This is a genomic window from Sporosarcina sp. Y1011, from assembly GCF_057669885.1.
Genome location: NZ_JBYHFP010000008.1, coordinates 44,804 through 63,193, shown reverse-complemented (window position 1 = coordinate 63,193; position 18,390 = coordinate 44,804). Strand labels below are relative to the sequence as shown.

Annotated in this window: 16 protein-coding genes; all 16 read left to right on the top strand. The window is 40.8% G+C overall.

All coding sequences use genetic code 11. The features are described from left to right. Positions 1-86: 86 nt before the first annotated feature. Positions 87-779 (top strand): CoA transferase subunit A, encoded by a 693-nt coding sequence (locus tag AC25Y5_RS11390; RefSeq protein ID WP_482100894.1) that lies wholly within the window; start codon positions 87-89, stop codon positions 777-779. A gap of 19 nt (positions 780-798) precedes the next feature. Next, complete coding sequence (locus AC25Y5_RS11385; protein ID WP_488140395.1) at positions 799-1,464, top strand: 3-oxoacid CoA-transferase subunit B; 666 nt, start codon at positions 799-801, stop codon at positions 1,462-1,464. Positions 1,465-1,502: 38 nt separating this feature from the next. Then, a complete protein-coding gene (locus tag AC25Y5_RS11380) occupies positions 1,503-2,831 on the top strand; it encodes a GntP family permease (RefSeq protein WP_488140394.1) in 1,329 nt (442 codons plus the stop codon). A gap of 48 nt (positions 2,832-2,879) precedes the next feature. Next, positions 2,880-3,647: a 3-hydroxybutyrate dehydrogenase gene (locus AC25Y5_RS11375; RefSeq protein ID WP_488140393.1), complete on the top strand. Its 768-nt coding sequence runs from the start codon at positions 2,880-2,882 to the stop codon at positions 3,645-3,647. Positions 3,648-4,120: 473 nt separating this feature from the next. After that, a complete protein-coding gene (locus AC25Y5_RS11370; protein ID WP_488140392.1) occupies positions 4,121-4,729 on the top strand; it encodes a protein kinase family protein in 609 nt (202 codons plus the stop codon). Positions 4,730-4,923: 194 nt separating this feature from the next. After that, the gene (locus AC25Y5_RS11365) at positions 4,924-5,895 is read left to right on the top strand and encodes a tetratricopeptide repeat protein (protein WP_488140391.1); all 972 of its coding nucleotides are present in this window, start codon (positions 4,924-4,926) and stop codon (positions 5,893-5,895) included. 113 nt (positions 5,896-6,008) lie between these two features. Next, the gene (gene tig, locus AC25Y5_RS11360; RefSeq protein ID WP_488140390.1) at positions 6,009-7,295 is read left to right on the top strand and encodes a trigger factor; all 1,287 of its coding nucleotides are present in this window, start codon (positions 6,009-6,011) and stop codon (positions 7,293-7,295) included. 145 nt (positions 7,296-7,440) lie between these two features. Continuing rightward, positions 7,441-8,706 (top strand): ATP-dependent protease ATP-binding subunit ClpX, encoded by a 1,266-nt coding sequence (gene clpX, locus AC25Y5_RS11355; protein ID WP_482100887.1) that lies wholly within the window; start codon positions 7,441-7,443, stop codon positions 8,704-8,706. Between the two features lie 124 nt (positions 8,707-8,830). Beyond that, a complete protein-coding gene (gene lon, locus AC25Y5_RS11350) occupies positions 8,831-11,155 on the top strand; it encodes an endopeptidase La (RefSeq protein ID WP_488140389.1) in 2,325 nt (774 codons plus the stop codon). After that, positions 11,152-11,733: a ribosome biogenesis GTP-binding protein YihA/YsxC gene (gene yihA / locus AC25Y5_RS11345; protein ID WP_482100885.1), complete on the top strand. Its 582-nt coding sequence runs from the start codon at positions 11,152-11,154 to the stop codon at positions 11,731-11,733. Before lon ends, yihA begins: the two co-directional genes overlap by 4 nt. Before the next feature lie 286 nt (positions 11,734-12,019). Beyond that, positions 12,020-13,384, top strand: coding sequence for a glutamyl-tRNA reductase (hemA, locus tag AC25Y5_RS11340; protein WP_488140388.1), 1,365 nt, complete (start codon positions 12,020-12,022; stop codon positions 13,382-13,384). Between the two features lie 89 nt (positions 13,385-13,473). After that, positions 13,474-14,304, top strand: coding sequence for a cytochrome c biogenesis protein (locus tag AC25Y5_RS11335; protein ID WP_488140387.1), 831 nt, complete (start codon positions 13,474-13,476; stop codon positions 14,302-14,304). Between the two features lie 63 nt (positions 14,305-14,367). Beyond that, positions 14,368-15,297, top strand: coding sequence for a hydroxymethylbilane synthase (gene hemC, locus AC25Y5_RS11330; protein ID WP_488140429.1), 930 nt, complete (start codon positions 14,368-14,370; stop codon positions 15,295-15,297). After that, the gene (locus AC25Y5_RS11325) at positions 15,290-16,048 is read left to right on the top strand and encodes a uroporphyrinogen-III synthase (RefSeq protein WP_488140386.1); all 759 of its coding nucleotides are present in this window, start codon (positions 15,290-15,292) and stop codon (positions 16,046-16,048) included. The genes hemC and AC25Y5_RS11325 overlap by 8 nt, the downstream gene beginning before the upstream one ends. A 2-nt stretch (positions 16,049-16,050) precedes the next feature. Beyond that, positions 16,051-17,031 (top strand): porphobilinogen synthase, encoded by a 981-nt coding sequence (gene hemB / locus AC25Y5_RS11320; protein ID WP_488140385.1) that lies wholly within the window; start codon positions 16,051-16,053, stop codon positions 17,029-17,031. Continuing rightward, positions 17,032-18,324, top strand: coding sequence for a glutamate-1-semialdehyde 2,1-aminomutase (gene hemL, locus AC25Y5_RS11315; RefSeq protein ID WP_488140384.1), 1,293 nt, complete (start codon positions 17,032-17,034; stop codon positions 18,322-18,324). It abuts the gene before it with no gap. Positions 18,325-18,390: the final 66 nt, after the last annotated feature.

Below are 18,390 nucleotides of genomic sequence, written 5' to 3'. Positions count from 1 at the left end.
GTTTGCAAGCATATTTATTATCTGTTTAAATGAATGAAAGCGTTTTAATCTTCACCATTCATACAAATTTGTGAGGAGGAAATTACATGAAACAAATTTATGCTTCTGCAGAAGAAGCTGTTCAGCAAATTCAAGATGGAGCAACGGTCATGGTGGGGGGGTTTGGTCTAGTTGGTATTCCAGAGAAATTAATTCTTGCTCTTGCTAAGAGTGGAGTTAAAGATTTGACGGTTATTTCGAATAACTGTGGAGTGGACGATTGGGGACTAGGGATTCTCTTGAAAAATAAACAAATTAAGAAAATGATAGGATCATACGTTGGTGAAAATAAGGAATTTGAACGCCAAGTTCTATCAGGGGAAATTGAGGTTGAATTGACGCCTCAAGGAACGCTAGCAGAAAAAATACGTGCAGGTGGAGCTGGGATTCCGGCGTTTTTCACACCTGCTGGCGTAGGTACTTCGGTTGCGGAGGGCAAAGAAATTCGTTTATATGACGGCAAAGAGTATGTATTAGAAGAAGCATTAAAAGCAGACTTCGCGTTGATTCGCGCTGCTAAAGCAGATACATTTGGAAACTTAATTTATAACAAGACTGCTCAAAACTTTAATCCGATGATGGCTGCTGCCGGAAATTTCACAATTGCAGAAGTAGAAGAAATTGTAGAAAGCGGTGATTTAGATCCGGATATGATTCATACACCTAGTATTTACGTGAAAGGATTACTTCAAGCAAACCAAGAAAAACGGATTGAACGTTTAACGATACGTTCTTACTAATGAAAGGGGACTGAAGTTCATGAGTCAAATCAATATGAGAGAGCGAATTGCAATGCGTGCTGAAAAAGAATTAAAAGACGGCGATTATGTGAACCTCGGTATAGGTATGCCAACACTTGTTGCGAACTTTATTTCAGAGAATAAAACTGTCGTCCTTCAATCTGAAAATGGACTTTTGGGGATTGGTCCATACCCCACGGAAGATCAAGTCGATGCAGATTTAATAAATGCTGGGAAAGAAACCGTAACAAGTATTCCGGGGGCGGCATTTTTTACAAGTGCTGAATCGTTTGCGATGATTCGTGGTGGTCACGTTGATGTTGCTATTTTAGGAGCTATGGAAGTATCTGAAAAAGGTGATCTCGCTAACTGGATGATTCCAGGAAAGATGATTAAAGGGATGGGCGGTGCAATGGATCTTGTACATGGCGCAAAAAAAATCATTGTGATTATGGATCATACCGCGAAAGACGGCACGGCAAAGATTAAAAAGATGTGTGAACTACCTCTTACAGGAAAAGGAGTAGTAAACCTAATCATTACCGAGCGTGCACTAATGGAAGTGACTTCAGGTGGATTGGAACTAAAAGAAGTTTTTGAAGGGTTCACTGTCCAAGACGTCATTGACACTACAGAAGTTAACCTGATTATGAAAAATGTAAAAGTAGACGTTCAAATAAATTAAAGAATCGTCTTAATATAAGTTTTTGGGGGGAAATGTTCATGGGAGTATTAGGTATGATTGGTCTTATCGGCGGATTGGGACTGCTAATCTTATTAACGATGAAAGGAGTAAACATTTTAATTGCTGGACCCGTTTCAGCATTGTTTGTTGCATTAATGAGTGGCATGTCGTTATTCCCACAGCTTGCTGGTGAAGGGGAGGCAAACTTCGTCACGAGCTATATGACAGGTTTTACTGGATTTATCATGTCATGGTATTTAATGTTCCTGTTAGGTGCCGTGTTTGGTAAAGTTATGGAAGACAGTGGGGCTGCAGATGCTGTCGCTAAATGGTTTGTAGAAAAGTTAGGTATGAAATTTGCAGTTTTAGCAATCGTAGCTGCGTGTGCAATCCTAACATACGGTGGTGTAAGTTTGTTCGTAGTTGCTTTCTCGGTATATCCAATGGCTATCTCATTGTTCAAACAAGCTAATTTACCTAGAAGATTCATCCCGGCAACACTTGCACTAGGATCTGTTACTTTCACAATGACGTCTGCTGGTTCTCCAGAAATTCAAAACTGGATTCCCATTGAGTTTTTAGGTACGACTCCTTATGCTGGATGGGAAGTTAGTATAATTGTTGCTGTTTTCATGGCTGTGTTTGGTTATTGGTGGTTGAAACGAATGATTACCAAAGCGGTGAATAAAGGTGAACTATTTGTAGATAGGGAATCTGATCCGACATTCGATACGACTCGCGCATTACCCAATCCGTTCTTGGCAATGATTCCACTACTAATTGTATTGTTAATTTCCTATGTATTCCACAATTCTCTTGAGCAATCTGCACTAATAGTCGCTCTCCTCGGAGGAATAATAGCTACCTTCATTGTAGGTAGAAAATTTTCAAGCAATTTCGGTGCGGCAGTTTCTGCAGGTACACTCGGGGCAATGGTCGCAATAGGTAATACTGCTGCTGTTGTTGGTTTCGGAGGAGTGGCAAGGAATGTGCCTGCTTTCCAAAACGCTGTAGATGCAATGACCAATATTCCAGGATCGCCTTTAATTGGCGCGGCAATCGCAGTATCTGTTATTGCGGGGATGACAGGTTCATCATCAGGTGGTCAAGCAATTGCACTACCGCTACTGGCTCCGCATTATCTGGATATGGGTGTAAATGCAGAAGCTTTGCACAGGGTTGTCGCAATTTCATCCGGTGCTCTCGATTCACTTCCGCATAACGGTTACGTTGTAACGACTATCCAGTCAATTGCTGGTGAGACACACAAAGCTGCGTACGGGGCAGTAGGTGCAGTAACTGTAATTGTTCCGGCAATCGGTGTTGTTATAGCCATTATATTATTTTCATTTGGATTTGGGATTTAATTGTTATTAGATGTTTACTAGAGACTATATTAATGAGGGGGAATTAATATGCAGAATGGAAAAGTGCTTTTAATAACCGGTGCCGCACAGGGAATTGGCTTTGAGATTGCGAAGGAGTTTTCAAAAGCTGGTGCCACGGTCGTTCTTACGGATATAAATGAAGATAAAGTTAAAGACGCAGCTTTATCACTTGGAAATGGAGTAGTTGGGTTAAAGTGTGATGTGACGATAGAAGAAGATTTAAAGCTAGCAATTGATCGTACAATCACCCAGTTTGGGCGCATAGATATATTAATCAATAATGCAGGTATGCAACACGTCGCGATGTTAGAGGATTTCCCAACAGAGAAATTTGAACAACTGATTAAGATAATGCTGACTGCGCCGTTTATGGCTATCAAACTAGTATTGCCGCATATGCGAAAACAAAAATTCGGAAGAATCTTCAACATGGCTTCCATCAATGGATTGGTTGGATTTGCAGGGAAAGCTGCTTATAATTCCGCGAAGCATGGTGTTATTGGCTTGACTAAAGTGGCGGCATTGGAAACAGCGGAAGATGGAATTACTGTTAATGCAATTTGTCCAGGATACGCAGATACCCCTTTAGTGCGCAATCAGCTTCAAGACTTAGCGAGTTTGAGAAATGTTCCCTTTGAGTCCGTACTTGAAGAAGTGATTTATCCTTTGGTTCCACAAAAACGTCTTCTAGATGTAAAAGAAATTGCAGAACTGGTTTTATTCTTATCAGGTGAAGGCGCGAAAGGAATAACTGGGCAAGCGGTAGTACTAGATGGAGGATATACGGTTCAATAAATAAATGGGATGTAAACTAAAATAAGCGTGTTTGTAACTATTCTATGATTAAAAGGAAGAACGGCTGCTTTCTAACTTGATAACATATTCAATATTGACATTTAAGTGGTTTATATTTATAGTGATACTACAAATTAAACTAGTCAATTTCCGTTAAGGGGAGTAGCTAATACAGTAAAGTCGTCAACACAGGACTGGTTCCTCGGCTTTATTGGCGACAATCGTTGTTTGCGAGACCTTACCATTTATTTGGTGAGGTCTTTTGTTTCTTTAGAGACGCTTTAACCAAGTAATGGTTATGGCGTTTCTTTTTATTTTTATGAGCACTATGAGCCTCCCACAACTGAAGTTACGAGTTTTCTTGGCTTAATCATAAACTATCAGGCTCAGGATATCCTACAAATAGTGATATTACACTTTCGAACTCTAGCGCTTAGCCCTGGTCATTCTATAAAATTATTGGAGGTTAATATTTGACTACTTATCAAGAGCTTGTAAATACGGTCATCATTAACGAGAAAAATCAACTGGTTCGATACGATAAATCTTTAGAACACATCGGAACAGGAAGAAGTGCATTTGTATTCAGGATCAAATCATCAAATATATCAATTAAAGTGTTCTTTCCAATATATATACACATCGCAAAAGAAGAAGCTGAAATTTATAAAGTACTTCAAGATACTCCTTATTTCCCTTCGATTTATGAGACTGGATTAAATTATCTTGTCATGGACTATATTGATGGTTATACACTTTTTGAATGTCTAACACATGGAAAAGTTATAACAACCGCGCATATCGATGAAATTGATCACGCACTATCCTTGGCTTCGAATTTGGGCTTAAATCCATCTGACATTCACTTGCGCAATATTTTCATCACTTCAAATAACGAAATAAAGCTCATTGACGTGGCACGTTATAGGCAAAAGAAAGACTGTCAGCAGTGGAATAACCTGAAAAAAGCTTACCCCCAATTTTATCGCAAATTTTTCAGTAGCAAGAAAATTCCTAGCTCGATCTTGAATATCATTGCTTTCCTATATAAGAAACGATTCATCCCGTTTTTTCAACAATGAAGATCAATTCTTAGCAAGCACTGGGATGAGGTGCTTGGTAGAGAAAACCGCATTACTCCACAGAGGTGTAAGACACTATTTTCGTCCTTGTTTATCCGTGAAACAAATAACGTTTCTACAAAACACTTCGGAAATTAATGTTAAATTATAAAACGCTATGATATAGTGAGAAATGATGAAAGAAGGTGAGCGTATTGAGAAAGAAATACGGAAGACTCAGGAAAAAAGAAAACCTAATCGTCTTCCCGGGAACTTTTGAAAAGCTTGTTGAAAAAGGGCATGTTGCCGTTGAGACAGAGGACTACGAACAAGCGGTTGAAGCATTTGATCAGGCAATTGTTTATGAACCTGATAATCCGGAATTTCTAGGACCTTACGCTGTTGCCCTTTACGAAACAAAAGAATTTCGGCGAGCTAAGGAAATTGCGGCAAGGCTACTTCATAGTGGAACTGCAGATTACGTCGATGCAATGGAACTGTATTTGACAATCAGTATTCAGCTAGAGGAATATGATGAAGTCGAAATGACCATTGATGCGCTGCTCGATGAAGGAATTGTTCCGCCAAATATGCTCAACAAATTCAATTACCTAAGGGAATTGAATGCTCGTTTGTCAGAACGCTATGCACTTGATGAGCCGGGTTTTAAAATGGAATCTTTCGAATTCGACGAATTCATGAAGATGGATGCTATGACACAACAGTATGCACTTGCTTCACTTGAAGGTAGTGATTTATCAGATCTTGCTCCTTTACTGAAGGAAATAGCTGTACAGGACGACGTTGCACCACTAGCCATTACCTTCGCTTTGACACTGTTGCATCAAACAGGGGACGATGAAGAACTTGTAATCAGTAAATTTGGTTGGAAAAAGCAAGTTGTTCCTGCCAATATGACTTTGCCCGGACAAGATGCAATGACGAAAGAAGTCCTTGAAAAGATAGAACGGCAACTCTTTCAAGATCCATCCAGATTGGAAATGGCGCAGGGGCTCATCGAGAAATTCGCAATTACTGCATTCCCTTTTGGATGGGGGAATAGTAATTCGGAAGACGTTGCGACAGCTTATGTAAACTACATAGAAAGCCTCTTTTCGGGTGAGCAGTTGCCCGAGACAGAACTGAACTTACTTATCCAGCAGATTGACAACGATTCGGACCTTTAGCAAAGTACGAAATCTGTTGAAAGATGAAGAGACTATGATATACTGAAATGGTTGTCAATGGAGTATATACGTATCAAAACATATTGGCCAAAACGATTCGGAGGTAATTAATTATGTCAGTTAAATGGGAAAAACAAGAAGGAAACAAAGGGACTCTTACAGTAGAAGTACCTGCAGAGGTAGTAACAGCAGGTCTTGATAAAGCATTTAAAAAAGTTGTGAAAACAGTACAAGCACCAGGATTCCGTAAAGGGAAAATGCCACGTCAAATGTTTGAAAAAATGTATGGTGTAGAATCACTTTACAATGAAGCACTTGATTTCATTCTTCCAGAAGCATATTCTAGTGCACTTGACGAAGCGGGCGTTGAACCAATCGACCGTCCTGAAATCGATATCGAACAAATGGAAAAAGGGAAAGAGCTTATTTTCAAAGCAGTTATTGCATTGAAGCCTGAAGTTAAACTTGGCGACTACAAGGGTCTTGAAGTAACACGTCAGGATACTGAAGTTACTGATGAGGAAATCGAAGAACAACTAAAAGAACGTCAACAAGCTTTCGCAGAACTAGCTTTGAAAGAAGATGGCACTGTTGAAAACGGTGATACAGTGAAAATTGACTTTGAAGGTTCGGTTGATGGAGAACTTTTCGATGGTGGTAAAGGCGAGCAATACGATCTTGAAATCGGTTCAGGTTCATTTATCCCTGGATTTGAAGAACAATTGATTGGCATGAAAACAGACGAAGAAAAAGATGTTGAAGTAGATTTCCCTGAAGAATATCACGCGGCAGAACTTGCGGGTAAAGCAGCTATTTTCAAAGTGAAACTTCATGAAATCAAATCTAAAGAAATTCCTGCATTAGATGACGAACTTGCAAAAGAAATTGATGAAGAAGTTGAAAGTCTTGACGCTTTGCGTGCGAAGTTGAAAGAAACAACTTTGGCAGAGAAAAAAACTGCTTCTGAAACAGCACTTCGTGATGACCTTGTAGAAGCAGCAGCACGAAATATGGAAGTAGACATCCCAGAAGTGATGGTCGAATCTGAAGTTGAACGTATGATGGAAGAATTCGGACAACGTCTACAATCACAAGGAATGAATCTTGAGCTTTACTTCCAGTTCTCTGGACAAGATGAAGAAGCGCTTCGTACTCAAATGCAAGAAGACGCACAAAATCGTGTCCGTGTTTCATTAGTACTTGAAGCAATTGGTAAAGCTGAAAGCATTGAAGTTGCAGAAGAAGACATTAATGCTGAACTCGAAAAAATGTCTGAGCAGTTCGGCATGGATATCGAGCAAATTAAAACAACGCTTGGTGGAACTAAAGTTCTTGAAAACGATCTTCGTTTCAACAAAACAGTTGAATTCTTGGTAGAAAACGCAAAGATTACTGAATAATAAAGTGAATTAAGGACAAGGTACGGAAGACCGTACCTTGTTTTTCATAGAAAGACATAAAAAAACGTGTATAGCAATGAATTCTAATTAGTTGATAAAAACCTGGGAATCTTGTAAGATTGTCACTTAAATAGGGGTGAGATTAGTGTTCAAATTTAACGATGAAAAAGATAACTTAAACTGTTCTTTTTGCGGGAAATCCCAGGAGCAGGTTCGTAAGCTAGTCGCAGGTCAAGGCGTCTATATTTGTGATGAATGTGTTGAACTTTGTGCTGAAATTGTAGAAGAGGAAGTCGGTCTTGAAGAAGGATTTGAACTTAAAGACGTTCCGAAACCAAAAGAAATACAAAGTATCCTCGATGAATATCTGATTGGACAGGATCGCGCGAAAAAATCACTTTCGGTAGCTGTCTATAACCATTATAAACGCGTTAACTCGAACAGTAAGATTGATGATGTCGAGTTATCGAAATCTAATATTGTACTCATCGGACCAACGGGTAGTGGTAAAACATTACTCGCTCAAACACTTGCAAGAATCCTTGACGTACCTTTTGCTATTGCAGATGCTACATCATTGACTGAAGCGGGATATGTCGGTGAAGATGTAGAAAATATTTTGCTGAAGCTAATTCAAGCAGCAGATTATGATGTTGATCGTGCGGAAAAAGGAATCATCTATATTGATGAAATCGATAAAGTCGCTCGTAAATCTGAAAATGCATCTATAACACGTGATGTTTCAGGTGAAGGTGTTCAACAAGCACTACTTAAAATTCTTGAAGGAACTGTAGCGAGTGTTCCGCCACAAGGTGGTCGCAAACATCCTCATCAAGAATTCATTCAAATCGATACAACGAATATCCTCTTTATTGTCGGTGGAGCATTCGATGGAATCGAAGAAATCATCAAACGTCGTATCGGTCAAAAAGTAATTGGATTCGGTGCTGAACCCAACACAATTATTGAAGAGGAATCGTATCTTGCTAAACTGATACCTGAAGATCTTCAGCGTTTCGGTCTAATTCCAGAATTTGTTGGTCGTTTGCCTGTTCTTGCAAGTCTTGAACAGTTGAGTGAAGATACGCTTTATCAGATATTGACTCTTCCAAAAAATGCAATCGTAAAACAATATCAAAAAATGTTCGAACTGGATGATGTTGCACTTCGTTTCGAGGATGATGCCTTGCTTGAAATTGCAAAAGAGGCCATTACACGAAAAACAGGTGCCCGTGGTCTGCGTTCAATCATTGAAAATATCATGCTCGATGTAATGTATGAACTGCCTTCACTTGAAGAAGTGAAAGAGTGCATCATTACTAAAGAATCCGTGTTGGGACAATCAAATCCGATTCTCTTAACGGAAGATGGTACCCGGGTTATTCTGGATAATGAGAAAGACTCGGCGTAACGCCTGTAGGATGCAGCTGACTCCGACGAAGCGCGTGAATATGCGCTCATCGGATGTCAGCTTTTTTTCAATGTTTTACTGAACATAAAGTAGGATATACATAATTATCGGAGGTGACTACCCTATGTCGACAGATAAATTAAATAACATACCGCTTTTACCGCTTCGAGGGTTGCTTGTTTACCCTACGATGATTTTACATATTGATGTTGGAAGAGAACGCTCCGTATTTGCAATTGAACACGCGATTGCCAAAGACAATCTAATCTTCCTAGCGACACAAAAAGATATTAGCATAGAAAATCCTGAACCTGAAGATTTATATAAGATAGGTACATTGGCGTCGGTAAAATCGCTGACTCAGTTACCAAATGGAACATATCGCATACTGATTGAGGGTATTGAACGTGCAGAATGGTCTAACTATGAAGAAGCCGACCTTTATCCTGTTGTTGAAGTAATCGGGTTCCCGGATGATGAGACAATAGATGCGGAATCAGAAGCATTAATGAGAACCCTGCTTACATATTTTGAGAAGTATTCGAAAATTTCGAAAAAAGTAACGGAAGAAACATATGATTCTGTAGCATCAATTATTGAACCGGGAAGACTTGCAGATACGGTAGCCTCTCATTTGCCACTCAAGCTTGCGGCAAAACAGGAAGTTCTAGAAACGACAAACATCAATAAACGTCTAGAATGGCTTACGAGCAGGCTATATAACGAGCAGGAAGTGCTCAATCTTGAAAAGAAAATAAACGAACGTGTAAGGGAAGCAATGGAACGGACGCAAAAAGAATTCTATCTACGCGAACAGATGAAGGCTATCCAGACTGAACTGGGCGATAAAGACGGAAAAGGGCTGGAAGTTGCAGACTTAACAAGTCGTATTGAAAAAGCCGGTATGACAGAAGTGGTCAAAGAAGCGGCATTGCGTGAACTGGATAGATACGAAAAGATTCCTTCTGCTGCAGCTGAAAGTGGTATTATACGGAATTATATTGAGTGGCTTGTAACATTGCCTTGGTCTGATGCTTCAAAAGATCAGCTCGATATTAACCGCTCTGAAGAAATCCTTAATCGTGATCATGACGGACTTGAAAATGTAAAAGAACGTATACTGGAATATTTGGCGGTACGTCAGTTGACCAATTCATTAAGAGGTCCAATTCTTTGTCTTGAAGGTCCACCAGGAGTTGGGAAAACATCACTTGCCAGATCCATAGCTGAATCTCTTGGTAGAAAATTTGTTCGTATTTCACTTGGTGGAGTACGTGACGAATCAGAAATAAGAGGACATAGGCGGACATATGTAGGTGCTATGCCGGGACGGATTATCCAGGCAATGAAAAAGGCCGGAAAGATTAATCCGGTGTTCCTGCTAGATGAAATCGATAAAATGTCGAATGATTTCCGTGGTGATCCATCTTCTGCTATGTTGGAAGTACTTGATCCGGAACAGAATGACAAATTCAGTGATCATTATATTGAAGAACCTTATAACTTATCAAATGTGCTATTCATTGCGACAGCGAACGATTTAAGTGCGATTCCAGGACCACTCCGAGACCGTATGGAAATCATCTCAATTGCAGGTTATACTGAAATTGAGAAACGTTCGATTGCTAAAAATCATCTAATTCCAAAACAGTTAAAAGAACACGGATTGACCAAATCCCAAGTTCGCATCAGTGATCCGGCAATCCAGGACATTGTGAGATACTATACGCGTGAAGCGGGTGTGCGTGGACTAGAGCGTCAAATTGCAGGCATTTGCCGTAAAGCAGCGAAATTGATAGTTACAGGTGAGAAAAAAAGCATCACGGTTAGCCCAAAAACGCTTGAATCACTCATAGGTAAAAAGAAACACAGGTATGGGCAGGCGGAAACAGTCAATCAAATCGGCGTTGCGACAGGGCTTGCTTATACCCAAGTTGGAGGAGATACTTTGCAGATTGAGGTTTCTTTATCCCCCGGAGCAGGGAAGTTAATTTTGACGGGTAAACTTGGGGACGTAATGAAAGAATCTGCACAAACTGCACTGTCTTATGTACGCTCAAAAACAGTGGAGTTCGGAATTGATCCGAAATTTCACGAAAAATGTGATATTCATATCCATGTTCCTGAGGGGGCCATTCCAAAAGACGGTCCATCGGCTGGTGTGACCATTGCAACAGCGCTAGTTTCCGCGTTGACAAAACGTCCAGTTCGCCGTGAAGTTGGCATGACTGGTGAAATAACATTACGAGGCAGAGTGTTGCCAATTGGTGGATTAAAAGAAAAAACATTAAGTGCCCATCGAGCTGGCTTGACAACAATTATCTTGCCAATTGAAAATGAACGCGACATCGAAGATATTCCGGAAAGCGTCCGGAAGGAAATGACATTCAAGCTCGTTTCTGACGCAGAAGAGGTCCTCGAAATTGCATTGGAGGAGACTTCCAAATGAAAGTCCATAACGTAGAAATGATTATGAGTGCCGTACGACCAGACCAATACCCGTCAGAAGGATATCCAGAATTTGCGCTAGCAGGACGTTCCAATGTCGGGAAATCTTCTTTTATCAACAAGATGATTGGCAGAAAAAGTCTTGCTCGAACTTCTTCGAAACCGGGTAAGACACAAACATTAAACTTTTATAAAATTGAAGAGCAACTATTTTTTGTCGATGTTCCAGGATATGGCTATGCAAAAGTATCAAAGTCATCTCGTGAAACATGGGGGAAATTTATTCAACAATATATGACAGAACGGGAACCTCTCCGTGCTGTTGTCCTAATTGTTGATTTGCGTCATGCGCCAAGTGCCGAAGATTGTAATATGTATGATTTCCTCGTGGATAACAATATGCCAGCAATCATCATTGCGACGAAGGCGGACAAGATACCAAAGGGGAAATGGGAAAAGCATAAAAAAGTAGTTCGTGAAACACTTGCTATGCGTCCATATGATGCTTTGATTGTCTTTTCATCTGAAAAGGGAATTGGCATGGAAGAAGCATGGAAAGAAATTGAGAGTAGAATGTAATTATATAAATAATAATCTGGAGACGAGTTGAAATCGTTTTCCGGATTATTTATTTTGTACGAATAGGTATGCTTCGGATTATGAGTGGGCATCGTACAAAGGCTATGTATATTGCACATTGATTGCTTGTCATTTCAAAGGCTGTTAGTATTAGTTTATAATCATTATAAATAGGTTCATTAAACCGCTGGTATTCATACGTTGTTCACAATTTTAAACAGAAAAAGGGACAACCGTATGGTATAATAGAAAGCGTGAAATAGAACGTGAAAGGTGTGAACACCTGATGCATACAATCATAATTGGTGTCAATCACCGGACAGCACCTGTTGAAATAAGGGAAAAGCTTTCTTTTATTGAAACAGAACTGCCACAGGCGATGCAAACACTGCAACAGCAAAAAAGTATATTAGAAAATATAATTATATCCACATGTAACCGTACTGAAATATACGCAGTTGTCGATCAGTTACATACAGGTCGTTATTATGTGAAGAACTTCCTGGCTGAATGGTTCGATATTCCACTTGAAACATTCTCGTCGCACCTGGTCATCATGGAAAATGACGGGGCAGTTGAGCATTTAATGCGTGTTTCGGCAGGCATAGATTCCATGGTTCTTGGCGAGACACAAATATTAGGCCAAGTACGGGAAAGTTTCCTCATGGGCCAAACAACGGGGACAACGGGTACTGTTTTCAATGAACTATTTAAGCAAGCAGTTACACTTGCTAAAAAAGCGCATACTGACACCGCAATTGGTGATAATGCAGTGTCGGTATCCTATGCAGCTGTAGAACTTGGTAAGAAAATTTTTGGCACATTGGATCAGAAGCATGTAGCCATTCTTGGTGCAGGTGAGATGGGCGAACTCGCTTTAAAGAACTTGCATGGTAGTGGTGCAAGCAAAGTGACAGTTGTCAATAGAACACTTTCAAAAGCAGAACTGCTTGCCGATAAATTCGGTGGAGTTGCAAAATCGATGGCAGAGCTTCAATGCACCTTACTTGAAGCGGATGTACTGATTAGCTCAACTGGCGCAAGTGACTTCGTAATCGACTTGGAACTCATGCAATTAGTAGTACGGTTGCGTAAAGGAAGACCGATATTTATGGTTGATATTGCTGTTCCGCGCGATTTAGATCCGCGTATCGGTGATTTACCGAATGTCTTTCTTTATGATATCGATGATTTACAAGGTATCGTCGAGGCGAATCTTGCAGAAAGAAAGCATGCAGCTGAGGAAATCGGTTTAATGATTGAACAAGAAATTGTCGTTTTCAAAGAATGGGTTGCTACACTTGGAGTTGTCCCTGTCATTTCGGCACTTCGTCAAAAAGCACATATTATTCAAACAGAAACGATGGCGAGTATTGAAAACAAGATGCCCAATTTGACGGAACGCGAAAAGAAAGTGTTGAACAAACATACGAAATCGATTGTCAATCAGTTATTGAAAGATCCTATTTTACAGGTGAAAGAATTATCTATGGATCCGAAATCGAACGAAAAGTTAGAGCTCTTCCAGCAAATTTTCGGTATCGGTGAGGATGTAGTGAAGGAGAAAGAAACGCTTGCAAGACAAGCAGTAGAACGGTTAAAAGTCAGAGCGGAAAGAAATGCGATGGCACAACCGAATTTGACATTTTGAGCATTTGTCAAAGGGGCGTTTCCGCATCAGTGTGATACACTATAGATGCGGAAACGCCCTTATTGGTTCGGAAAGGCAGAGAAGTGATCATGGCAGATATGATGATGACGAGGCTGCATGAAGTAATGGTTGTCCTTTACGCGGTTAGCCTCGTTTTTTATTTTATAGATTATTTAAATAAGGATACCTTTGCACATCGATGCGCTTTTTGGATTTTATCCGTTGTCTATTTTCTGCAAAGTTTTTTCCTAGTCATGTATATTATCGAAATGAAAAGGTTTCCGGTACTGACTCTCTTTGAAGGCATCTTTTTTTACGCATGGCTTTTGATTACATTATCGATTGTCCTGCACCTATTTTACAAAGTGAGTCACGCCGTGTTTTTCTTGAATGTCATCGGTTTTATATTCATGACGATTCATACGTTTGCACCTGTACAAATTGAACAATCACCGATAGGGGAAGCACTCATTTCTGAACTTCTTATTATCCATATAACCTTTGCAATTTTATCGTATGCCGCATTTGCAATGTCTTTTGTTTTATCGATTCTCTATCTCCTTGTCTATAAGGTTTTAAAAGAAAAGAAATGGACGAAACAATTTGGCAGGCTACCGTCCCTTCATCAAGCAGATATAGGAATAAAAGCCGCTCTTTACACGGGAATACCATTTCTTTTTGTTAGCCTAGTTCTAGGTATGCAGTGGGCGATTGTTGCCCTAGACAAGTGGTCCGTATCCGATATAAAAATATTGGGTTCATTTTTCTTGCTTGCCATTTATGGTTCTGTATTATTCTTGAAGCGGAGTGGCAAGCTTACAGGAAATGACTTTGCTTGGGCAAATGTATTTGCGTTTCTCTTTGTTATTATCAATTTTTTCCTAGCAAGCAAATTATCTGAATTCCATTCCTGGATTTAAATATTTGATCCCATAATGGATTTTAAAAGTGAATTATTCATTTGAAAGGTTGGTTTTATGAAAATGAGAAAAATAATTGTAGGTTCAAGAAGAAGTAAACTTGCTTTAACACAGACAAACTGGTTCATTGAACAAATGAAAGCGGCCGGTGCACCATTTGAGTTTGAAGTGAAAGAAATCGTTACGAAAGGCGATCGAATCCTTGACGTCATGTTGTCTAAAGTCGGTGGGAAAGGTCTTTTCGTCAAAGAAATCGAGCAAGCATTGTACGATAAAGAAATCGATTTTGCAGTACATAGCATGAAAGACATGCCGGCAGTATTACCAGAAGGACTTGTTATCGGCTGTATCCCTCCGCGTGAAGATGCACGTGATGCCTTCATTTCAAAAGATCATGTGAAATTCATGGACTTGCCGGTGGGAGCGATTGTAGGAACTTCTAGTTTACGTAGAAGTTCACAGTTGCTTTTACTACGTCCCGACCTGGATATTCAATGGATTCGTGGCAATATCGACACACGTTTAAAAAAAATGGTCGACGGCGAATACGACGCGATTCTTCTAGCAGCCGCTGGAATGAAACGGATGGGGTGGAGTGAAGATATCACCACGGAATATATGTCTGTTGAGGATTGTATTCCTGCAGTAGGGCAGGGAGCACTTGCAATTGAATGCCGTATTGATGATGAAGAACTACTCACCGAACTTGCCAAACTAACTGATGAGAAAACGTGGAAAGAAGTAGAAGCAGAGCGTACTTTCCTTACTGAAATGGATGGCTCTTGCCAAGTTCCAATTGCAGGTTTTGCGCAATACAATGGCAGTGAAGTTGAATTGACTGGTTATATCGCTTCTCCCGACGCTATACAAGTATTCAAAAGTACATTTACGAGTAAAGATCCTATTGAAGCTGGCAAGGAAGTTGCAAAAACTTTACGTGCTGAAGGAGCTTCTGAGGTGATTGAGAAAGTGAAGGCGGATATGGATGCGTAACGGTAAACCACTGTTAGCTGAAACGGTCGTCTTCACAGGAACGCCGAAATCAGAAGATGTATTCGAACTGGTGAAGCTCTATGGAGGTACGCCAGTTTCATTGCCGCTTATTCAAGTGGCAGAGTTGGTGGAACAGACAGATGAGCTCCGTTTGAACGCATGTCCTACTTACGACTGGTTGATATTCACCAGTCAAAGTGCGGTTACGGCTTTTGGAGCCAAGCTCATTCGACACAATTTTTCACCAGATGCAATTCCAGCTAAAATAGCGGCGGTCGGTATTCGTACTGCTGAAGCACTCAGGAAAATTGGCTTTACGGTCGATTTCATTCCAACTGTTTTCAGCGCGGATACATTCGTTAAGGAATTCAATCCTGTTGAAACAGATATTCGACGTATCTTATTTCTCCGTGGATCGATTGCTGGAGTGACCATTAAAGAAGAATTGCCTTTTGAAGTGGATGAATGGACTGTTTATACAACAGAGCGTGCAAATGATTCCATTGATTCACTTGTTGCTTTGTTGCAGAAAAAACAGCAATTGAACGTGTTGTTCGCAAGTCCTTCGGCAGTGGCTGTTTTTGCGGAAGAAGTTGTGCCGCGTACAGGCTGGAATGGCTATACAATCGGTGCTATCGGTCATGTGACGGAGAGTGCGCTAGTAGAAGTTGGCGCACCTGTCCATGTTAGGCCGGATACATACACACTTAAAGATCTCGTTGAGAAATTGGCGAGGCGAAAGGAAGGGTAATTATGGATACATTACAATTCAGACGCAACAGACGTCTTCGTGCATCGAGCACATTACGGTCAATGGTAAAGGAAACTGTTCTGAAGAAAGAGGATTTCATTTATCCGATTTTTGTTATCGACGGTGAGGATATCAATAATCCGATTGCTTCAATGCCGGGTGTTTTCCAGAAATCACTTGACCACTTTGCAATTGAACTCGATGAAGTCGTCTCACTAGGTATTCCTTCAATTATTTTGTTCGGTATCCCATCAACGAAAGACGATGTGGGCTCAGAAGCTTATTCCGCTGAAGGAATTGTTCAAAAAGCAATCCGTCTTGCGAAAGAACGTTATCCTGACCTTGTCGTTATCGCAGATACGTGTCTTTGCGAGTTTACTGACCATGGTCACTGTGGTGTGGTTGAAGGAGAGAAAGTATTGAACGATCCTTCTCTAGATTTATTGGCGCGGACAGCTGTAAGCCAAGCAGAAGCCGGTGCTGATATTATCGCCCCTTCAAATATGATGGACGGTTTTGTTGTGGCTATACGCCGAGGGCTTGACGCAGCTGGTTTTTCAGAAATACCGATCATGTCCTATGCGGTGAAATATTCTTCCGCTTATTACGGTCCGTTCCGTGATGCAGCAGATTCTACACCGCAGTTTGGTGACCGTAAAACGTATCAAATGGATCCAGCAAATCGAATGGAAGCATTACGTGAAGCGGAATCAGATGTATTGGAAGGTGCCGATTTCCTCATTGTCAAACCGGCATTGTCTTATCTTGATATCGTACGCGATGTGAAAAATACCTTTTTATTACCAATCGTGGCTTACAATGTAAGTGGCGAGTACGCAATGGTAAAGGCTGCTGCTCAAAATGGCTGGATTGACGAAAAACAGATTGTTTTAGAAACGTTAACGAGTATGAAGCGTGCAGGTGCGGATATTATTATGACGTACCATGCGAAAGATGCTGCGCGCTGGCTGGAGGAGAAATAAATGGGTAGAAGTTATGATAAGTCAAAACAAGCATTTGAAGAAGCAGTAAATCTGATGCCGGGCGGGGTTAACTCACCAGTTCGTGCATTCAAATCGGTTAATATGGACCCGATTTTCATGGAAAGTGGAAAAGGCGCTATCATAACGGATATCGATGGCAATGACTACATTGACTATGTCTTGTCTTGGGGCCCGCTTATTCATGGTCACTCTGACAGTGACGTCGTCGATGGTATCAAGCGCGTTGCGGAAACTGGAGCTAGCTTCGGTGCCCCGACATTAGCCGAGAATGAGCTTGCGAAACTAGTTATCGAGCGCGTTCCATCGATCGAGATGATTCGTATGGTTTCATCAGGTACTGAGGCTACAATGAGTGCATTGCGTTTAGCGCGCGGCTATACGGGACGCAATAAAATTTTAAAATTCGAAGGCTGTTACCACGGCCATGCCGATTCACTGCTCATTAAAGCGGGTTCAGGTGTTGCGACATTGGGTCTTCCAGATAGCCCAGGCGTTCCAGAGTCGGTAGCTAAAAACACGATTACTGTGCCATATAACGATCTTGAAAGCATTAAAGTCGCGATTGCAGAATTCGGCGACGATCTAGCTGCAATCATTGTGGAACCCGTCGCAGGTAATATGGGCGTTGTTCCTCCTGAACCAGGCTTCCTTGAAGGATTGCGTGAACTGACTGAACAAAACGGCACACTTCTTATATTCGATGAAGTCATGACAGGCTTCCGTGTCGGTTACAATTGTGCACAAGGCTATTTTGGTGTTACACCTGATATCACATGTCTTGGAAAAGTAATTGGCGGTGGGTTACCTGTAGGTGCGTATGGTGGAAAACGTGAAATCCTAGAAAATATGGCTCCTGCGGGGACGATTTACCAAGCAGGCACATTATCAGGAAATCCGCTTGCAATGACTGCCGGTATTGAAACGTTGAAAAAACTGACACCCGAATCATATGATCATTTCATGAAACTAGGTGATCAGCTGGAGGCCGGTTTCCGTGCTGCTGCAGAAAAATACAGTATTCCACACACAGTGAACCGTGCTGGATCGATGATTGGCTTTTTCTTCACAAATGAAAAAGTGTCTGACTACGACAAAGCGAAAACATCCGATCTTGCATTATTCGCTGATTATTATCGCTTAATGGCGGAAGAAGGTATCTTCCTACCGCCATCTCAGTTTGAAGGCATGTTCCTATCGACTGCGCATACCGAAGAGCATATCGCGAAAACGGTTGAAGCATTCCATACTGTATTTGCCAAACTGAAGCAATAAGAACTGTTTTATTTTACTACGTCTGTTAATTAACCATTCACATGCATAAAACTTTGGCGAGAAGGG